General features: G+C 72.4%; 16 protein-coding genes. 12 read left to right on the forward strand and 4 right to left on the reverse strand.

All coding sequences use genetic code 11. The features are described from left to right. The first annotated feature begins 61 nt into the window (after nt 1-61). Entirely contained in the window at nt 62-1,597 is a 1,536-nt protein-coding gene (locus N7925_RS33675; RefSeq protein WP_274346117.1) for a SulP family inorganic anion transporter, read from the forward strand. A 168-nt stretch (nt 1,598-1,765) separates the two neighbouring features. Beyond that, entirely contained in the window at nt 1,766-3,115 is a 1,350-nt protein-coding gene (locus tag N7925_RS33680) for a TerD family protein (RefSeq protein WP_274346118.1), read from the forward strand. A 43-nt stretch (nt 3,116-3,158) separates the two neighbouring features. Here N7925_RS33680 and N7925_RS33685 read toward each other — a convergent pair whose 3' ends face one another. Continuing rightward, nucleotides 3,159-4,340 (reverse strand): glycosyltransferase, encoded by a 1,182-nt coding sequence (locus N7925_RS33685; protein ID WP_274346119.1) that lies wholly within the window; start codon nt 4,338-4,340, stop codon nt 3,159-3,161. Between the two features lie 58 nt (nt 4,341-4,398). Here N7925_RS33685 and N7925_RS33690 point away from each other — a divergent pair, with 58 nt between their 5' ends. The 4 genes from N7925_RS33690 (at nt 4,399) to N7925_RS33705 (ending at nt 8,164) form a co-directional block, all read left to right on the forward strand. Further along, a complete protein-coding gene (locus N7925_RS33690) occupies nt 4,399-5,184 on the forward strand; it encodes a glutamate racemase (RefSeq protein ID WP_274346120.1) in 786 nt (261 codons plus the stop codon). A gap of 170 nt (nt 5,185-5,354) precedes the next feature. Beyond that, entirely contained in the window at nt 5,355-5,918 is a 564-nt protein-coding gene (locus N7925_RS33695; RefSeq protein WP_265603303.1) for a hypothetical protein, read from the forward strand. A gap of 141 nt (nt 5,919-6,059) precedes the next feature. Beyond that, nucleotides 6,060-7,658: an apolipoprotein N-acyltransferase gene (gene lnt / locus N7925_RS33700; RefSeq protein ID WP_274346596.1), complete on the forward strand. Its 1,599-nt coding sequence runs from the start codon at nt 6,060-6,062 to the stop codon at nt 7,656-7,658. Nucleotides 7,659-7,681: 23 nt separating this feature from the next. Beyond that, a complete protein-coding gene (locus N7925_RS33705) occupies nt 7,682-8,164 on the forward strand; it encodes an NUDIX hydrolase (RefSeq protein WP_265603304.1) in 483 nt (160 codons plus the stop codon). 4 nt (nt 8,165-8,168) lie between these two features. Here the strand turns inward: N7925_RS33705 and N7925_RS33710 are convergent, their stop codons facing one another. Beyond that, complete coding sequence (locus N7925_RS33710) at nt 8,169-10,229, reverse strand: neutral/alkaline ceramidase (protein ID WP_274346121.1); 2,061 nt, start codon at nt 10,227-10,229, stop codon at nt 8,169-8,171. A 134-nt stretch (nt 10,230-10,363) separates the two neighbouring features. On the opposite strand from N7925_RS33710, the gene N7925_RS33715 reads away from it, so the two are divergent. From N7925_RS33715 to N7925_RS33725, 3 genes are all read left to right on the forward strand, one after another. Further along, nucleotides 10,364-10,591 (forward strand): hypothetical protein, encoded by a 228-nt coding sequence (locus tag N7925_RS33715; RefSeq protein ID WP_274346122.1) that lies wholly within the window; start codon nt 10,364-10,366, stop codon nt 10,589-10,591. A 52-nt stretch (nt 10,592-10,643) separates the two neighbouring features. Next, nucleotides 10,644-11,606: a 5'-nucleotidase gene (locus tag N7925_RS33720; RefSeq protein WP_265603307.1), complete on the forward strand. Its 963-nt coding sequence runs from the start codon at nt 10,644-10,646 to the stop codon at nt 11,604-11,606. Nucleotides 11,607-11,786: 180 nt separating this feature from the next. Further along, nucleotides 11,787-12,572 (forward strand): SAM-dependent methyltransferase, encoded by a 786-nt coding sequence (locus N7925_RS33725; RefSeq protein WP_274346123.1) that lies wholly within the window; start codon nt 11,787-11,789, stop codon nt 12,570-12,572. Nucleotides 12,573-12,682: 110 nt separating this feature from the next. Here N7925_RS33725 and N7925_RS33730 read toward each other — a convergent pair whose 3' ends face one another. Further along, nucleotides 12,683-13,381: an HSP18 transcriptional regulator gene (locus tag N7925_RS33730; protein WP_274346124.1), complete on the reverse strand. Its 699-nt coding sequence runs from the start codon at nt 13,379-13,381 to the stop codon at nt 12,683-12,685. Nucleotides 13,382-13,519: 138 nt separating this feature from the next. Here N7925_RS33730 and N7925_RS33735 point away from each other — a divergent pair, with 138 nt between their 5' ends. The 3 genes from N7925_RS33735 (at nt 13,520) to N7925_RS33745 (ending at nt 14,993) form a co-directional block, all read left to right on the forward strand. Continuing rightward, a complete protein-coding gene (locus tag N7925_RS33735) occupies nt 13,520-13,951 on the forward strand; it encodes an Hsp20/alpha crystallin family protein (protein ID WP_274346125.1) in 432 nt (143 codons plus the stop codon). A 98-nt stretch (nt 13,952-14,049) separates the two neighbouring features. Beyond that, nucleotides 14,050-14,448, forward strand: coding sequence for a DUF2267 domain-containing protein (locus N7925_RS33740; RefSeq protein ID WP_265603311.1), 399 nt, complete (start codon nt 14,050-14,052; stop codon nt 14,446-14,448). Nucleotides 14,449-14,555: 107 nt separating this feature from the next. Then, entirely contained in the window at nt 14,556-14,993 is a 438-nt protein-coding gene (locus N7925_RS33745) for a DUF2267 domain-containing protein (RefSeq protein ID WP_274346126.1), read from the forward strand. A gap of 89 nt (nt 14,994-15,082) precedes the next feature. Here N7925_RS33745 and N7925_RS33750 read toward each other — a convergent pair whose 3' ends face one another. Further along, the gene (locus tag N7925_RS33750) at nt 15,083-16,552 is read right to left on the reverse strand and encodes a SulP family inorganic anion transporter (RefSeq protein WP_265603313.1); all 1,470 of its coding nucleotides are present in this window, start codon (nt 16,550-16,552) and stop codon (nt 15,083-15,085) included. Nucleotides 16,553-16,581 lie beyond the last annotated feature (29 nt).

Here is a 16,581-nt window from a genome sequence, read left to right on the forward strand (position 1 = left end):
CGCGGGCCGCTCCCGCCGCCACCTGCTGTCTCCCCCCACTCCTCTAGGAGCTGAAGCTCTCATGTCGTCTCCACAACTCCGGTTACGCCCGGACGCCCTGTCCCGCGACCTCCTCGCCTCGATCGTGGTGTTCCTCGTCGCCGTCCCCCTGTGCGTCGGCATCGCGGTCGCCTCCGGTGTCCCCGCGGAACTGGGCCTGGTCACGGGCATCGTCGGCGGGCTGATCGCCGGCGCGATGCCCGGCAGCTCGCTCCAGGTCAGCGGCCCGGCCGCCGGGCTCACCGTCCTGGTGTACGAGGCGGTCACCACCCACGGCGTCGCGGCGCTCGGCGTCCTCGTCCTGTCCACGGGGCTCCTCCAGGTCGGGCTCGGCCTCGTCGGCTTCGGCCGGTGGTTCCGCGCCATATCGACCGCCGTCGTCCACGGCATGCTCGCCGGCATCGGTCTCGTCCTGATCGGCAGCCAGCTCTACGCCATGGCCGGGGCCAGCGCCCCGGGGAACGGCCTCGACAACCTGGCCGGGCTGCCGGAACTGCTCACGCAGATCACGGGGGCCACGGCGATCTCCTCCACGGCGATCGGCGTCGGCACCGTCGCCGTACTGATCCTCTGGAAACGGCTTCCCGGACGCCTGCCCCAGGTGCTCCCCGGGCCGCTGGTGGCCGTGGGCCTGGCCACCGCGGCGGTGGCCGTGTTCGACCTGCCCGTCGCTCCCATCAAGGTGCAGGGGCTGATCGACTCGATGCGGCTGACGGGCCTGGACGACTTCGGCCTCCTGGCCGACGTCGGTCTCCTGGGCGTCATCCTCGCCTTCACGCTCATCGCCTCGGCCGAATCCCTCTTCAGCGCCGCCGCCGTGGACCGGATGCACGACGGCCCGCGCACGCAGTACAACAAGGAACTCATCGCCCAGGGGACGGGCAACACCATCTGCGGCCTCGTCGGCGCGCTGCCCATGACCGCCGTCATCGTGCGCAGTGCAGCCAACGTGCAGGCAGGTGCGTGCACCAAGGCCTCCCGGATCATGCACGGAGCGTGGCTGCTGCTGTTCGCGGCCCTGTTCCCCGCCGTGCTCGGTCTGATCCCCGTGGCCGCCCTCGCCGGGATCCTGGTCCACGCCGGCGCGAAGCTCATCCCCGTAGCGACCTTCCGACCGCTCTGGCGTGAACACCGGGGCGAGGCCGTGGTCCTGGTGGTGACCGCGCTGGCGATCGTCCTCACGGACATGTTCATGGGCGTGCTGCTCGGCATCGGGCTGGCCGTGATCAAGACGGCCTGGGAGACCTCCGCCGTCCGCCTCGACATCGACGAGCAGGACGACCGCACCACGGTCTCCCTCAGCGGCAGCGCCACCTTCCTGCGCCTGCCGCTGATCCTCGACACCCTGGAGGCCCTGCCGAAGGACCGGCCGGTAGAACTCGATCTCTCGCGGCTCCGCCACCTGGACCACGCCTGCCGCACCGCCCTGGAGGCGTGGACCACGCACAGCGGAGCTGTCCAGGGCTCCCGGGCGGCCCCGGACGACACACCGCGCGAGGCCGCCCTCGCGGGTGCCGCTCCGGACGGTGAGGGCCCTCCGCGCACCGAGGGCCGCTAGCGGGCCACGAGGGCCGCTAGCGGGCCACCGGGACCCGAGGGCGTGTCCGGCGGACCTTGACCGGGTCCCCGGACACGCCCTCGTCCGCCACGGTCCCGGCGCCCGGAGGCTTTCCCGCCACAGGCCGTTAGGTTGTGGGGGGAAAGCCTGCGGGCAGCCGGATTCGTGATGGGGGCGAGCATGACCATGCAAAAGGGAAGCAACGTCGCGGTGCCGGCCGACACGGTGCGCGTCGAGCTGGGCCGGCACGCCGCAGCGGGCACCCCGGACGTCGACGCCTCCGCTCTCCTGCTGGTGGCGGGCAAGGTCCGCGGCGACGCGGACTTCGTCTTCTACAACCAGCCGGCCCACGCGTCCGGCGCGGTCCGGCACGAGGGCAAGCGGACCGCTCCCGACCATGTCACCGACACCCTCGTGGTCGACTTCGGCAAGGTCGAGCCGGCGATCGACCGGATCGTCGTCGCCGCCTCGGCGGACGGTGGGACCTTCGGCCGGGTGAGCGGACTGTACGTGCGGCTCACCGACGCGGCGAGCGGCGCGGAGCTGGCCCGCTTCGACAGTACGGACGCCACGGTCGAGACCGCCTTCATCCTCGGCGAGCTGTACCTGCGACAGGGCGCCTGGAAGTTCCGCGCGGTCGGACAGGGCTACAGCACCGGCCTCGAAGGCCTGGCGACGGACTTCGGCATCTCCGTGGACGAACCGCAACAGGCCCCTCCCGCCCCGCCCGTCCCGCAGTCCCCGGCGGCCCCTGCCACCCCGTCGCCACCTCGCCCCGTCGCCCCGGCCCCCGCCCCGGTGGTCCCGCCCCCGGCCCCCGTCCCGCCCGCGGCCCCCGCGCCCGCCGCCCCCGTGGGGGCCCCGCCCGCCGCGACGCCCGTACGGCTGACCAAGGTCACGCTGACGAAGAGCTCGCCGTCCGTCTCGCTCGCCAAACAGGGCGGCACCTCCGGCGCGCTGCGCGTCAACCTCAACTGGGAAGTGCGCAAACAGTTCAAGAGCTGGGGAGCGAAGCTCGGCCGGGCCGTCGCCCTGCACGCCGATCTCGATCTCGACCTCTGCGCACTGTACGAACTCGCCGACGGCCGGAAGGGGGTCGTGCAGTCGCTCGGGAACGCGTTCGGCTCACTGAACAGGCCGCCCTTCATCCATCTCGACGGCGACGACCGCACCGGCTCCTCCTCCAGCGGCGAGAACATGACCATCAACCTCGACCACAAGGACCTGCTGCGGCGCGTACTGATCTTCGTCACCATCTACGAAGGCGCCCGGAGCTTCGCCGATCTCCACGCCACGGTCACCCTCCAGCCGCAGAACGGCGCGGCCATCGACTTCTCCCTCGACGAGTGCACCGTGCCCTCCACCGTCTGTGCCCTGGCACTGATCACCAACAACGGCGGCGACCTCACCGTGCAGCGCGAGGCCCGCTACCTGGTCCCGGACCGGGGCGTGAGCCCGCAGCGCACCATCGACGCCGCCTACGGCTGGGGCATGAACTGGACGCCCGGCCGCAAGTGACCCCCCGCGCCCGCCCGGACCGGCCGCACGCCTGCCCGCGGCGTCACCGGTCGGGCGCGGCCTCCGGGCGCGCGTAGGTGCGGCCCTTCCAGGCCGCGCCCCGCCCCCGGTAGTGCTGCACCGCCGAGTCCACCGTCATCAGCAGGTACAGCACCGCCGTCAGCGGCAGCAGCGGCCCCAGCCACAGCGACTGACGGTAGTACGCCAGCATCGGCAGATACGTCGCCGTCATCACCGCCCACGCCGCGCCGCCCGCCCAGGCCGCCGCCCCGTCACCCGTCAGCAGCCCCGCCGCCAGCGTCGCGGGCGGCGCCACATAGACGAGCAGCAGCCCCGGGACCGTCCCCGCCAGCAGCAGCGGACTGTGCCGCAGCTGGGCGTACGCGCTGCGCGCGACCATCCGCCACAGATGAGCCAGCCGCGGATAAGGCCGCACGCTGTCCACCCGGTCCGCGAGCCCCAGCCAGATCCGGCCGCCGCTGCGCCGGACCTCCCGCGCCAGCGAGACGTCGTCGATCACCGCCTGACGGATCGAGTCCGGGATCCGCGCCCGCTCGGCGGCCTCGGTGCGCAGCAGGACGCAGCCCCCCGCGGCCGCCGCCGTCCGCGACCGGGCCCGGTTCACCCGGCGGAACGGGTAGAGCTGCCCGAAGAAGTAGACGAACGCCGGCACCACCAGACGTTCCCAGACGCTCTCCACCCGCAGCCGCGCCATCTGCGACACCAGGTCGAAGCCGCCCTCGCCCGCGGCGCCGGCCGCGGCCACCAGATCGCGCAGGCTGTCCGGCTCGTGCGCGATGTCCGCGTCGGTCAGCAGCAGGAAGTCCGGCTTGTCCCGCCGGGCCACCGCGATCCCGTGCCGCAGGGCCCAGAGCTTGCCCGTCCAGCCCCGCTCCGGCTCCCCGGGCTCCACCACGGTCAGCGGGAACCCGCCGTACCGGGCGGACAGCTCCCGGGCCAGCTGCCCGGTGCCGTCGCTGCTGCAGTCGTCGACGAGGGTGATCCGGACGTCCCCCGGATAGTCCTGGACCAGCAGCGACGGCAGGCTCACCGGCAGCATCTCCGCCTCGTCGCGGGCCGGCACCACCACCGCCACCGACGGCCAGCGCGCCGGGTCGGTGCGCCGGGGGAGCCGCTGGTCCGTCCGCCAGTAGAAGCCCTGCCCCAGCAGCAACCACACCCACGCGATCAGCGAACCCACGGCGATCCAGGCAACGGCGCTCATCCGCCGCAGTCTGCCCCACTGAGCCCGGTCCGCAAGGGCTGTCGGCTAGGGTGACCGGGTGAAGATCGCGCTCATGGACTCCGGAATCGGCCTGCTGGCGGCAGCGGCCGCAGTGCGCCGCCTGCGGCCCGACGCCGAACTCGTCCTCTCATCGGACCCCGGCTCCATGCCCTGGGGCCCCCGCACCCCCGAGGACATCACCGCGCTCGCCCTGGACGTCGCCCGCGCCGCCGCGGCCCACCGGCCGGACGCGCTGATCGTCGCCTGCAACACCGCCTCCGTCCACGCCCTGCCGGCGCTCCGCGCCGCACTGGAGCCCGCGCTGCCGGTCATCGGCACGGTCCCGGCGATCAAGCCGGCCGCGGCGGGCGGTGGCTCCGTCGCCATCTGGGCCACCCCGGCCACCACCGGCAGCCCCTATCAGCGCGGGCTGATCGGTGACTTCGGCGGTACCGCGGAAGTCACCGAGGTCCCGTGCCCCGGGCTCGCCGACGCCCTGGAGCACGGCGACGAGACCGCGATCGACCGGGCCGTAGCGGCCGCCGCCGCCCTCACCCCGCCAGACGTTCGGGCCGTCGTCCTCGGCTGCACCCACTACGAGCTGGTCGCGACCCGGATCCGCGACGCCGTGCAGCGGCCCGGCCGCCCGCCGCTCGCCCTGCACGGGTCCGCCGGAGCGGTCGCCGCCCAGGCGCTGCGCCGGATCGGAGCGGACCCCGCCCCGACGGCCGAGCCCTCCGCCAGGCTCACCGTGCTCCAGGCCGGCCGCCCCGCCGCCCTCCCGCAGGCCGCCCTGACCTACGCCGAGGGCCGGATGCTGGCCGCCGCGGTCCCCGCCCGCTGACCTAGGGCCTCCGCCTTGCAGCTGCACGCACCGGACTCCGCTCCCTGATCCGACCTGCTCCAAACGAAAAACCCGAACTCCCGGGGAGCCTTCGGCGGATCTGGGCCGGGTAGCCCGATCGGCCCCCGCAGCCCCGGCCGGTAACCCGGAACGCGGCTACGCTGCCGCATATGACGGACCTCCCCGAGAGCGCGACGCACGGGTCGAGCCAGGCGCCGCCCACGGAGTGGAACGGCCGCGCCACCAACCGCATCCAGTGGCTGCTGGCCCTCGCGGGCGCGGGCTGCGTGGCCCTCGGCATCGAACTGGCCGTCGACGGCGCCTGGACCTCGGGCATCGCCCCGCTGCTCATGGCGGTGATCGGCTGCCTCGCCGCCGGACTGCTGATCCTCTTCGGAACGCTCGCCTTCGTCCATGTGGCAGTCAAGGTCGACGGGGACAGCCTGGAGGTGCGCTGCGGCCACGCCGGCCTGCCGCGCCGCCGGATCCTGCTCAGCCATGTGACGGGCGCGGAATACGTCCCCCGGATCCACCCGCGCCAGTGGGGCGGCTGGGGCTACCGCTGGCGTCCCGAGCAGGGCACCGCCGTCGTGGTCCGCAAGGGCGAGGGCGTGGCCCTGCACCTCGGCGACGGCCGCACCTTCACCGTCACGGTCGACGACGCGGAGACGGCCGTACGGTTCATCCGGCAACGCCTGCACCTGCCGGCCTCCGGGAAACGACCGGGCGACTGACCGGGCGACTTACCGGACCACCGACCGGGCCGCCCGCAGCCGGCCGAGAGGCACCCCCCAGCCGCCCGCGTCCCGGCCCCGCGCAGGTCAACGCCGCCGCTCACGGCCGCCCACCGTAGACTCCGCCGGGTGAGCGCCACCATGACTTCCGTCGACGACCCGCCGCCCGCCCCGGCCGCCCCGGCCGCCGGACTGCTGCCGCGGCTCCTCCGCCCGGCCGCCGCCGTGCTCTCCGGGCTGCTGCTCTACGGGAGCTTCCCGCCCCGGCCCCTGTGGTGGCTCGTACTGCCCGGATTCGCCCTGCTGGGATGGGTGCTGCACGGGCGCCGGCTCAGGTCCGCCTTCGGCCTCGGTCTCCTCTCGGGCCTCGGTTTCATGCTTCCGTTGCTGCACTGGACCGGTGAGGACGTCGGACCGGTGCCGTGGCTGGCCCTGGCCGCCGCGGAGGCGCTCTTCATCGCCGTGGGGTGCGTCGGTATCGCCGCGGTGACCCGGCTCGCGTACTGGCCCGTGTGGGCGGCTGCGGTCTGGACGCTGGACGAGGCGGTCCGCGCCCGGATCCCGTTCGGCGGCTTCCCCTGGGGCAAGATCGCCTTCGGCCAGTCCGAGAGCGCCTTCCTGCCGCTCGCCGCGCTCGGCGGCACCCCGCTGCTCTCCTTCGCCGTCGTCCTGTGCGGCTTCGGGCTCTGCGAGGCCGTTCGACAGCTCGTCGCGTACCGCAGGACCGGAAAGGCGCCGCGCGCCGCCGTCGTCGGCGCCGCCGTGAGCGTCCTCGTGCCGGTCGCCGGGGCCCTTGCCGCGCTGCCCCTGGTCGACGACTCGGCGGAGAACGGCACGGCCACCGTCGCCGCGATCCAGGGCAACGTGCCGCGCCTGGGCCTCGACTTCAACTCCCAGCGCCGCGCGGTCCTCGACAACCACGCCCGGCGCACCGCGCAGCTGGCCGAGGACGTGAAGGCGGGCAAGGAGAAGCAGCCCGACTTCGTGCTGTGGCCGGAGAACTCCTCCGACCTTGATCCCTACCTCAACGCGGACGCCCGCCAGGTCATCGACGACGCCGTCAAGGCGATCGGCGCCCCCACGGTCGTCGGCTCGGTGGTCGAGAAGGGCTCCGACAGCCTCCGCAACACCCTGATCGAGTGGGACCCGGAGCAGGGCCCCGTCGACACGTACGACAAGCGGCACATCCAGCCGTTCGGCGAGTACATGCCGATGCGCACCGTCGCCCGCTTCTTCAGCGAGGACGTCGACCGGGTGCAGCGCGAGTTCGTCCCCGGCACCGAGGTCGGCGTCTTCGACCTCGCAGGGACGAAGGTGGGGCTCGTGACCTGTTACGAGGCCGCCTTCGACGACGCCGTACGCGACACCGTCACCCACGGCGGTCAGATGATCGCCGTGCCGAGCAACAACGCGACGTTCGGCCGCAGCGAGATGACCTACCAGCAGCTGGCCATGTCCCAGGTGCGGGCCGTCGAGCACGGGCGGGCCGTCGTCGTCCCCGTCACCAGCGGGGTCAGCGCGGTGATCCGCCCGGACGGCACGGTCGTCGAGAAGAGCGGGATGTTCACGCCCGACGCCCTCGTCGACGAGGTCCCGCTGCGCTCCTCGCTCACCCCCGCCACCCGGATGGGCCCCCTGCCCGAGGGCGTCCTCGCGCTGCTGGCCCTGGCCGGCCTGGGCTGGGCGAGCGTCTCGGCGTTCCGGGCCCGCCGGGGCCGGGGGCCGGGCAGTAGCACCTGACCCTGCCACGTAGGCTCGGATCCATGGCTACTCCCGACTTCATCCGTGACCTCCGCGCCACCGCCGGGCACCAGCTGCTCCTGCTGCCCGGGGTGACGGCGATCGTCCTCGACGACGAGGGCCGCGTGCTGCTCGGGCGGCGCGCGGACACCGGGAAGTGGTCGGTCATCGGCGGGATCTCCGAGCCGGGGGAGGAGCCGGCGGCGACGGCGGAGCGCGAGGTGCTGGAGGAGACCGGTGTGCACTGCGTGGCCGAGCGGGTGGTGCTCACGCAGGCGCTGGATCCCGTGCAGTACGCGAACGGCGACATCTGCCAGTACCTGGACGTCACCTTCCGCTGCCGGGCGACCGGCGGCGAGGCGCGGGTCAACGACGACGAGTCGCTGGAGGTGGGCTGGTTCCCGCTGGACGGGCTCCCGCCCCTCGGCGAGTTCGCCCTGTTCCGGATCAAGCAGGCCCTCACCGAGGGCCCCGCCTGGTTCCAGCCCACCCCGCGCACTCCGTGACCTTCTAGTTCACCGTGAAGGAACGCGTCGTCCCGGTGAACGGCGTGATCTTCCCGAGCAGGCTCCTGGCGTCCCCGTGGTGCACGATCCGGTACGTGCCGGGTGCCGTGTCCGCCGCGATGTCCCAGGTGATCGTGGCCTTCGAGGTGCCGGTCAGACCGTTCAGCCGCGTCCAGCGGTAGGTGGTCTCCCAGTCGCCGTCGTCCAGCACGCGCTGCCAGGTGCCGTCCTCCAGCCGCTGCACCTCGAGGAAGGTGGAGCCCCGGCGGACGTTGTTCTTCGGGTGTCCGGTGGCGAACTCGACGGTCGCGGTGGAGCCGCGCGCGTACGAGTTCTCCGGGGCCTTCAGGACGCCGCCGAACGCCTTGCCGACGGGCGGGTTGTCGTACACGACCCCCGTCTGGAAGGTGAACTGCCGGCCCGACTCGTCAGGAGGCGTCGCGCCCCGCTCCAGGCTGGTGCCCTCGCGCAGGGAGTCGGTGATCCGGGCGTACTCCTGCTGGTAGGCGGGCAGGGTGTAGCGGCCGTACAGCGTGGAGCCGCCCTCGTAGTTCTGGGTGTCGTACTCCTCCGGCGTCGTCACGTACTGGCTGTAGGCGTTGGCGTACCCCTGGAGCAGGACGCGGTCCAGGGGGACGTCCAGCCGCTCGGCCACCGTACGGCGTACGCGGAGGCCGGAGGCGATCGTGAACTCGCCCGGGGCGGCCACCAGGTGCAGCTCGCCGATCTTCATGATCTGGAGCGGGAGGCGCTTCGGGGTGACCGGGTGGACGGTGCTCAGCAGCCCCGTGGGGATCAGGCTCGCCTTGGGGTACTGGCAGGTCGCGAGCCAGGACGGGGTGTCGATGCGCAACGCGTCGATGATGGACGCGACCGGGGTGCGGGTGCCCTCCTCGAAGCCGGGGATCGCGGGGCCGTCCTCGACGCTGCCCGCGAGCGTGGACGCGCCCACGACGGCGGGGCAGGTGCGGTGCTCCTTGCCGTCCGGGGTGTACTCCTGGCGTACGGTCACGTTCTCCATGTCGACGTAGGCGAGCCGGGAGTCGACCCCTCCGGAGACGGGCCGTGTGTCGTCGTAGATCTCGCGGGCCTTGTCGAGCTGCCGCTCGCCGATGACGCGCGCGTTCTCGAACTCGTCCTCGGTGGGCCCGGATCCCGGCTTCAGGTTGAGGTTCGGCGACATGTCGCCGGCGTTGGTGTTGGGGAAGGCCGCGACGAACCCGGGGGTGTCGTCGAGATAGCGCACGCCCTCATGGTCGTGCTCCCAGGCGTAGGCGGCATACCCCTTGTTGTCGGGGCTGATGAGGGTGTTCTTGTTGGTGATCGAGGTGTTGTGGGTGGCGAACCAGCTGATCGCGCCCGCGTCCCGGTCGCCCTGCTTGAAGCGCAGGACGGTCATCGCCGGGTCGATCGCGTCCGGGAAGGCCGCCCGGTCGGCCGCCGGGTTGCGGTCGAAGGCCTCGCGGGAGCGGTTGACGCTGGCATCGGTGAGGGTCCCCGTGCCCAGGCTCATCGTGCCGGGCTTCAGGTCCTCGTGGGCCTGGGCGACGGACTCCGTCATGCCGTCGACGATCGCCCGGTAGGTCTCCTTCTGGAAGCCGAGGACGGAGAGGTTGTAGGCGACGTGGTGGGAGTAGCCGCCGGGCCCCGAGTGGGTGTGGGTGGCCGACAGCAGGACGTTCTCCTCGTCGTACAGGTCTCCGTAACGCTCCTTCAGACGGGCGATGACCTCCTGCTGGACGGAGTGGAAGATCATCGCGAGGTCGGCGTTGACGTACACCACGCGCTTGCCGCTCGACCGGTCGACGACGACGAAGGCGCGCGACCGCTGCCGCTGATGGATGCCCGACGTCTTCTGGTCGAAGTTGGAGTAGCCCATCATCCCGGTTTCGGCGGCCTCGCCCGTGACGTCGGAGATGCCTCGCCCGACGAGGTAGTCCCCTCCGCCGGCGGTGTTCGACGCCGACGCGGGGGAGGGGGCGCCGAGAGTGACCGTGCCGAGGACGGCGGCGAGCACCGCGACGGGGAGCCTGCGTCGGGAGCGGCGGGTGGTGGGGGGTGGCATGGAACCTCCTGGGGCGGCAGAGGGGATGCCCGGGCCCGGTCGGCGGCTCGCCGATGGGAGGGGCCGGGGCAGTGTCCCGACCGTAGAGGAGTGTGACCTGCGTCGCATAGATGTCTACCGGCCAGTAAGGCGGTGTGCCCGCGAGCCGTCTCGTCCAGCAGGCCCGGGAGCACCTGGACTTCCGCCGCCACTGCCTGGAGCTGACCGGAGCGTGGAGCCGCTACGACGTCCTCGGCGGCACCGCCGGGACCGGCGTTCGCCCTCGCCCTGCACACGTACGCCACCGGGAACGCGCCGGCCACGTCCTGGGACAGCGCCCTGCTGCTGAGCTGACCCCTCAGGCCCGTGCGGGGACAAGGTGACGCGGTGCGATAGTGGGGGCGCGTCGGCAAGGGGCCGACCGGAGGGGGCGCCGTGTACTACGAACTCGCCGATCGGCTGGTCATCGGGATCGCGTCCAGCGCGCTCTTCGACCTGACCGAGTCGGACGCCGTCTTCCGGGAACAGGGCGAGGAGAGCTACCGCGCCTACCAGGAGCAGCACGTCGGCGACCGGCTCCGCCCGGGGAGCGCGTTCCCCTTCATCCGGCGCCTGCTGTCGTTGAACGACCTGGGCGAGGTGGACGACCCGTTGGTCGAGGTCATCGTCCTGTCCCGGAACGACCCCGACACCGGCCTGCGGGTCATGCGCTCCATAGAGAGCCACGGCCTGCCCATCAGCAGGGCCATCTTCATGCAGGGCCGCTCGCCCCACCGGTTCATGCCCGCCCTCAACATGTCCCTGTTCCTGTCGGCGAACGAGAAGGACGTCCGGGAGGCCGTCGCCGCCGGGCTGCCCGCCGGGCACGTCCTGGGAGCTCCCTACGAGGACGACGCCGACGACCACGACCTGCGGATCTCCTTCGACTTCGACGGCGTCCTGGCCACGGACGCGTCGGAGCAGGTGTTCCAGGAGGGCGGGATAGAGAAGTTCCGCGCCCACGAGGTCACCAACGCCGGGATTCCGCACGACGCCGGGCCGCTGAGGGACTTCCTGGCGAACGTGAACCGGATCCAGCAGCGGGAGGAGCTGGAGCGCCGGAAGAGCCCCGACTACCGGATCCGCCTGCACGTCTCCATCGTCACGGCGCGCAACGCACCGGCGCACGAGCGCGCGGTGCAGAGCCTCAAGGGGTGGGGCGTGACCGTCAACGACGCGTTCTTCCTCGGCGGCATCGACAAGGGCCGGATCATGAAGATCCTCAAGCCGCACATCTTCTTCGACGACCAGCAGGGCCACCTGGAGAGCACCTCGCGGACCACCCCGAGCGTCCACGTGCCGTTCGGGAAGCTCAACGAGCCGGTGGCGCCCACGGCCGCGCTCGGCAGCCGAGCGTGACCTCCTGGCGCCACGCGTCGTAGCCTTCGCGCCGCAGTCCGGAGGCAGCGCGAAGGCTCGTGAGCAAGCCGGCCCGCCCCTGCTGCGTGCCGCCGGGCGGCGGGGTACGGTCACCCCCAGGGCCTCGGCCAGCGGGAATTCGGTCAACGGCCTTGTACGGACAGTGAGTAGAGGAGAGACATGAGCGTCGACAACGACGATTTCCGCCGCCGGATCCGGTCCGACATTCCGCACTCCGCGCGCGTCTGGAACGCATGGCTGGGCGGCAAGGACCACTACCCGGTGGACCGGGAACTGGCCGACGTGGTGAGCGCGGCCTACCCGCAGATGGTCGACATCGCCCGTGCCTCACGCGCCTTCCAGATCCGGGCGATCCACCACCTCGCCTCGGCGGGGGTGCGCCAGTTCCTGGACGTCGGGACCGGGCTTCCGGTGGCGAACAGCACGCACGAGGTGGCGCAGAGCATCGCACCCCAGTCGCGGATCGTCTACGTGGACAACGACCCGATCGTCCTGGCCCACGCCGAGGCGCTCCTGACCAGCGCCCCAGAGGGCCGCACGGCCTACGTGGACGCCGATCTGTCCGACACGGACGCGGTCGTGGACGAGGCGGCCAAGACGCTCGACCTGTCCGAACCCGTCGCCGTCCTCCTGCTCTCGACCCTGGGTCACCTCGCTCCGGCCGAGGGCATCGAGGTCGTACAGCGGTACCTGGCCCGGATGCCGGCGGGAAGCTACCTGGTGCTCTGCGACACGGTGACGACGCCTCAGACGCTGGCCGCCCAGGAGGCGTACGCGTCGGGCGACAACCCGCCCTACCTCGTCCGGAAGCCCGAGGAGATCACCGACTGCGCCAAGGGCCTGGAGCTGGTCGAGCCGGGATTCGTCTCGATCGACCGCTGGCGGCCCGAGGAGGACGACGCGGTGCCGGTCGACCAGTGGGGGCTCGTCGCCCGCAAGCCGTAGCCGTACGGCGGGCGGGGGTCTGCGCGGCTGACCAGGCTGTGGGTCCGGGAGGGGGCGCCCGGACCCACGTGCGTCTCCCGGACCGTCTCCCGGACCCGCATGCGTCTCGTTCAGTCGCTCCGCCGCTTGATGGCCGTGTCCTCGCGCAGTCGGCTGGTATGGCGGGCGAGTGAACCCACACGGTCCGCCAACTTCCTGTGTTCCGAAGCGAGATGCGGTCCGAGCGCGGTCAGCGGGGCGACCAGCGCGGCGGCGTCGTCCGCACCGAGCGCCTGTCGGAGCAGGTCCAGTGAAGCGTCGGCCGCGGCGGGGAGGTCGGCCAGCGCGGTGATCTGGCTGGCGAGGGACCGCAGGTCGGCCGCGTTCCGCCGGGCCCATGCGGTGATCGAGCGGTCGCCCGCCCGGCGGTCCCGGGTCGCCTGGACCCGCTGTTCCCCGGTGCTGCCCGCTGAGCCGGGGCGCAGTCGCAGGTAGCGCCGCTCGGCCGCCTGGCGGCTGGCGACGCCCAACGGATCTGCCAGATCGGCCCAGCTCGCGCCCGCCGCCCGGGCCGTCTCGATCAGCCCGGGCTCCCAGCCCGCGAGCCGCTCCCGCACCTCACGCAACAGGTGCAGCGAGGCCAGGGCCTGAGCCCGATCGGTGGCAACCGACGGTCCGGAGCCAGTGTCCTCGGAGCCGGTGTCCTCGGAGTCGACGTGGGCCCCGCGGAGTGCCTCGTCGATGTTCTTCAGAGCCGCCGACGCCGCGAGAAGGGAGGCGGCGCCCGGGGTGGGGGGCTGGAACGGCTCGGGCCGGGCTCGTGGGGACACGGGAGCTCCCTTGCTCGCTCGAAAATCTTGTCATCCTTTCGGCGACACGATCAGTTGTCATCGAATGGATGACATGCTACAACGGTCTCAGGTGAAAGGCACGGGCCGTCCGCCCGATCGACTGGAGGTGTTTCCGTCATGCTGATGCGTACCGACCCCTTCCGTGAACTCGACCGGATCACCGAGCAGCTCCTCCGCCCCGGCACCTGGTCGCGGCCCTCGGCGATGCCGATGGACGCGTATCGAGAGGGCGACGAGTACGTGGTGGCGTTCGATCTCCCCGGCGTGCCGCCGGACGCGATCGACATCGACGTCGAGCGGAACATGCTGACCGTCAAGGCCGAGCGCCGGCCGGCGGTGAACGACGACCATGTGCAGATGGAGCTCTCCGAGCGTCCGCTGGGCGTCTTCTCCCGGCAGATCGTGCTCGCCGATTCACTCGACACCGAACAGATCGACGCCGAGTACGAGGCGGGGGTGCTGACCCTGCGCATCCCGATCGCCGAGCGCGCCAAGCCACGCAAGATCGCCCTTGGCGGGGAGACCCGGCGCAAGCAGATCAGGGGCTGACCCGGCTCGGCCCACGACAGCGCGAGGGCAGGGACGGCCTCCCCTTTCCCTCCCCGCTCCCGGCCCTCGCCCGGCAACGACCCGAGGGGGTAGCTGCGGTGACCCTGCGATGGGAGGCGTTCCTGGATCGGATCCGGGAGCGCGGCGAGTACGGGACGCGAACGGAGGCCGAACGCGCCACGCGCGTCGTCCTCGCCCTCCTCGGCGCCCACCTGGTCGGCGGAGAGCGGGCCGAACTGGCCGCCCGGCTGCCGGAGACCATGGCCCTGATCCTGCTCAACCCCCTTCAGGCCGCCGAGCCGCTCTCCCCGGAGCGTTTCGTGCGTGCCACCGCGGCCTGGATCGAGGGGGCCGGCGAACAGACCGCCCGATGGGACGTCGGAGCTGTTCTGAGCGTCGCGGCGGAGGCGGCGGGCGAGGAACTCACCCGCCGCATTCTGCTCCAACTGCCGCCCGGGTATGACGTGCTCTTCGGTGGGCACACGCAGGACGCATGATCTAGATCCACCCCGCCGCCCCTCCCGTGCCGCCGTGCCGGCGCGCCGTCGGAGCGGGCGGCGCCCCGATCCGAGCAGTAGTACTGATGAGAAAGGCTGCCGAAACGATGATCCATGAGCCGCGTAACGCCGGCGCACGGGCGGGCGCGACGGTCGACCAGCTGCTGGAGAAGATCCGTTACGAGGGCGCCTACCCGACGCGCGAACGCGCCGAGGAGAGCCTCCGCGCTGTGTTGGGTGCGCTCGGTCGGCAGGTCACCGGGGATGAGCGCGTCGCGCTCGCCGCGGCCCTGCCCAGGGAGGCCGCCCTGGTGTTCACCTCGGAAGTGCCCGCTGTGAAGCAGCTTCCCGGTGCCGCCTTCGTCCGTGATCTCGCCGTGCACACCGGCGGTACCCCGGCGACCGCCCGATGGGACGCCGGCGTCGTCCTGAGCCAGATCGCCGCTCTGATGGGGGACGCTCTCGTCGCCCGAGTAGTGAGCAGCCTGCCGCCCGGCTACGCGCTCCTCTTCGGCCGCGCCGAACTTCTCGCCCAGGCCGCCTGATCCGAGGCTTCGCGGCGGCCCGGTCCAGGGTCGCCGCGAAGTGGGGTGGCAGGCACCGCTGCCCGGGGACGCTGTCCCGGGGCCCGCGGCTACCGGCGGATCGTCACCGGCTCGATCTCCGCGTTGTTGTGCCGGCGCGCCCAGTTCTCCAGGGCGACCCGGCAGGCGTGGTCGAGGTGGCGCAGACCGGTCAGGTCCAGCTCTATGGGCTGGTCCTGCGGGAGCTTCTCCAACTGCTCCAGGATGCGGGGCAGTCGCAGGAAGGTGGCGTTCCCGGTGAGGGCCACCACGACCCGGCCGCCGGTGAGCCGACGGGTGGTGAGCTGGACGTGTGAGGTCTCCCAGGCCGACTTGACCACTGCCAGCAGCAGGCCGAGCACGACCCCCTCGAACAGGTTGGTCACCACGATGGCGATCGCGGTGACCGCCAGGAGCACGGCCTCCCCGCGGTGTTCGCGCCACAGCGGGCCGAACTCCTTGGCGGGCACCAGCTTGCACCCGGCGTGGACGAGGATCCCGGCCAGCGCCGCCAGCGGGATGATCCCGACGGCGGCGGGCAGCAGCGCCGCTAGGAGCAGCAGCCACAGGCCGTGGGCGATCCGCGAGAGCGCGGTGGTCGCCCCGGCCTGGACGTTGGTGGTGCTGCGGACGATGACCGCGGCCATCGGGAGCGCGCCGAGCGCCCCGCAGATGGTGTTGCCGACGCCCTGGGCCACCAGCTCCTTGTCGTAGTCGGTGCGGGGCCCGTCCTGCATCCGGTCGACGGCCGCCGCGCTGAACAGGCTCTCGGCCGAGGCGATGAGGGCGATGGCCAGGACGGTGCCGATGATCGCCACGTCGGCGAGCCGGGCGAAATCCGCCCCGCCGGGCGGATCGATGGCCTGCAGCAGCCCGTTCACATCGGCCACCGCCGGCCGCAGCCCGGCCAGGGAGGCGACGGCGGTGGCCAGGACGACCGCGACGAGGGGTGCAGGGACGAGACGTACGGCGGCCGGGAGCTTGGGCCACAGCAGCAGCACGGCGACCGTTCCGGCGCCCAGGCCGAAGGCGGTCAGGGCCTCCTGGGTCGTGGCGATCTCGACGGCGAGACCCGGAAGTCCGGCCAGCTTGGCGAGACCGCTGCCCGGCTGTTCGGTGTCGGCCATGGCGTACACCTGGCCGAGTACGAGGATCAGGCCGATGCCGCCGAGCATGCCCTGTACCACGGAGACGGAGATGGCGCGGAACCAGCGGCCGAAGCGCGCCAGGCCCAGCACCACCTGGAGCAGTCCGGCGGCCAGCACGATCGGGCCGAGCGTGCCGAGGCCGAATTCCTTGATCGCCTCGTAGACGAGCACGGTGAGTCCTGCGGTCGGCCCGCTGACCTGCAGTTTGCTGCCCGGCAGGAAGCCGACGACGAGCCCGCCGACGATGCCGGTGACCAGGCCCAGTTCGGCCGGGACTCCGGAGGCGACGGCGACGCCGACGCACATCGGCAGCGCGACCAGGAAGACGACGAGCGACGCGAGTAGGTCACGCCGTACGACGTGGGGGTTCTTGAGTTCCTTCGCGGAAATCACGGTGGGTTTCCCTTGTGGGTACGGTCGCG

The organism is Streptomyces sp. CA-278952 (genome assembly GCF_028747205.1).
In the GTDB taxonomy this organism is placed as follows: Bacteria; Actinomycetota; Actinomycetes; order Streptomycetales; family Streptomycetaceae; genus Streptomyces.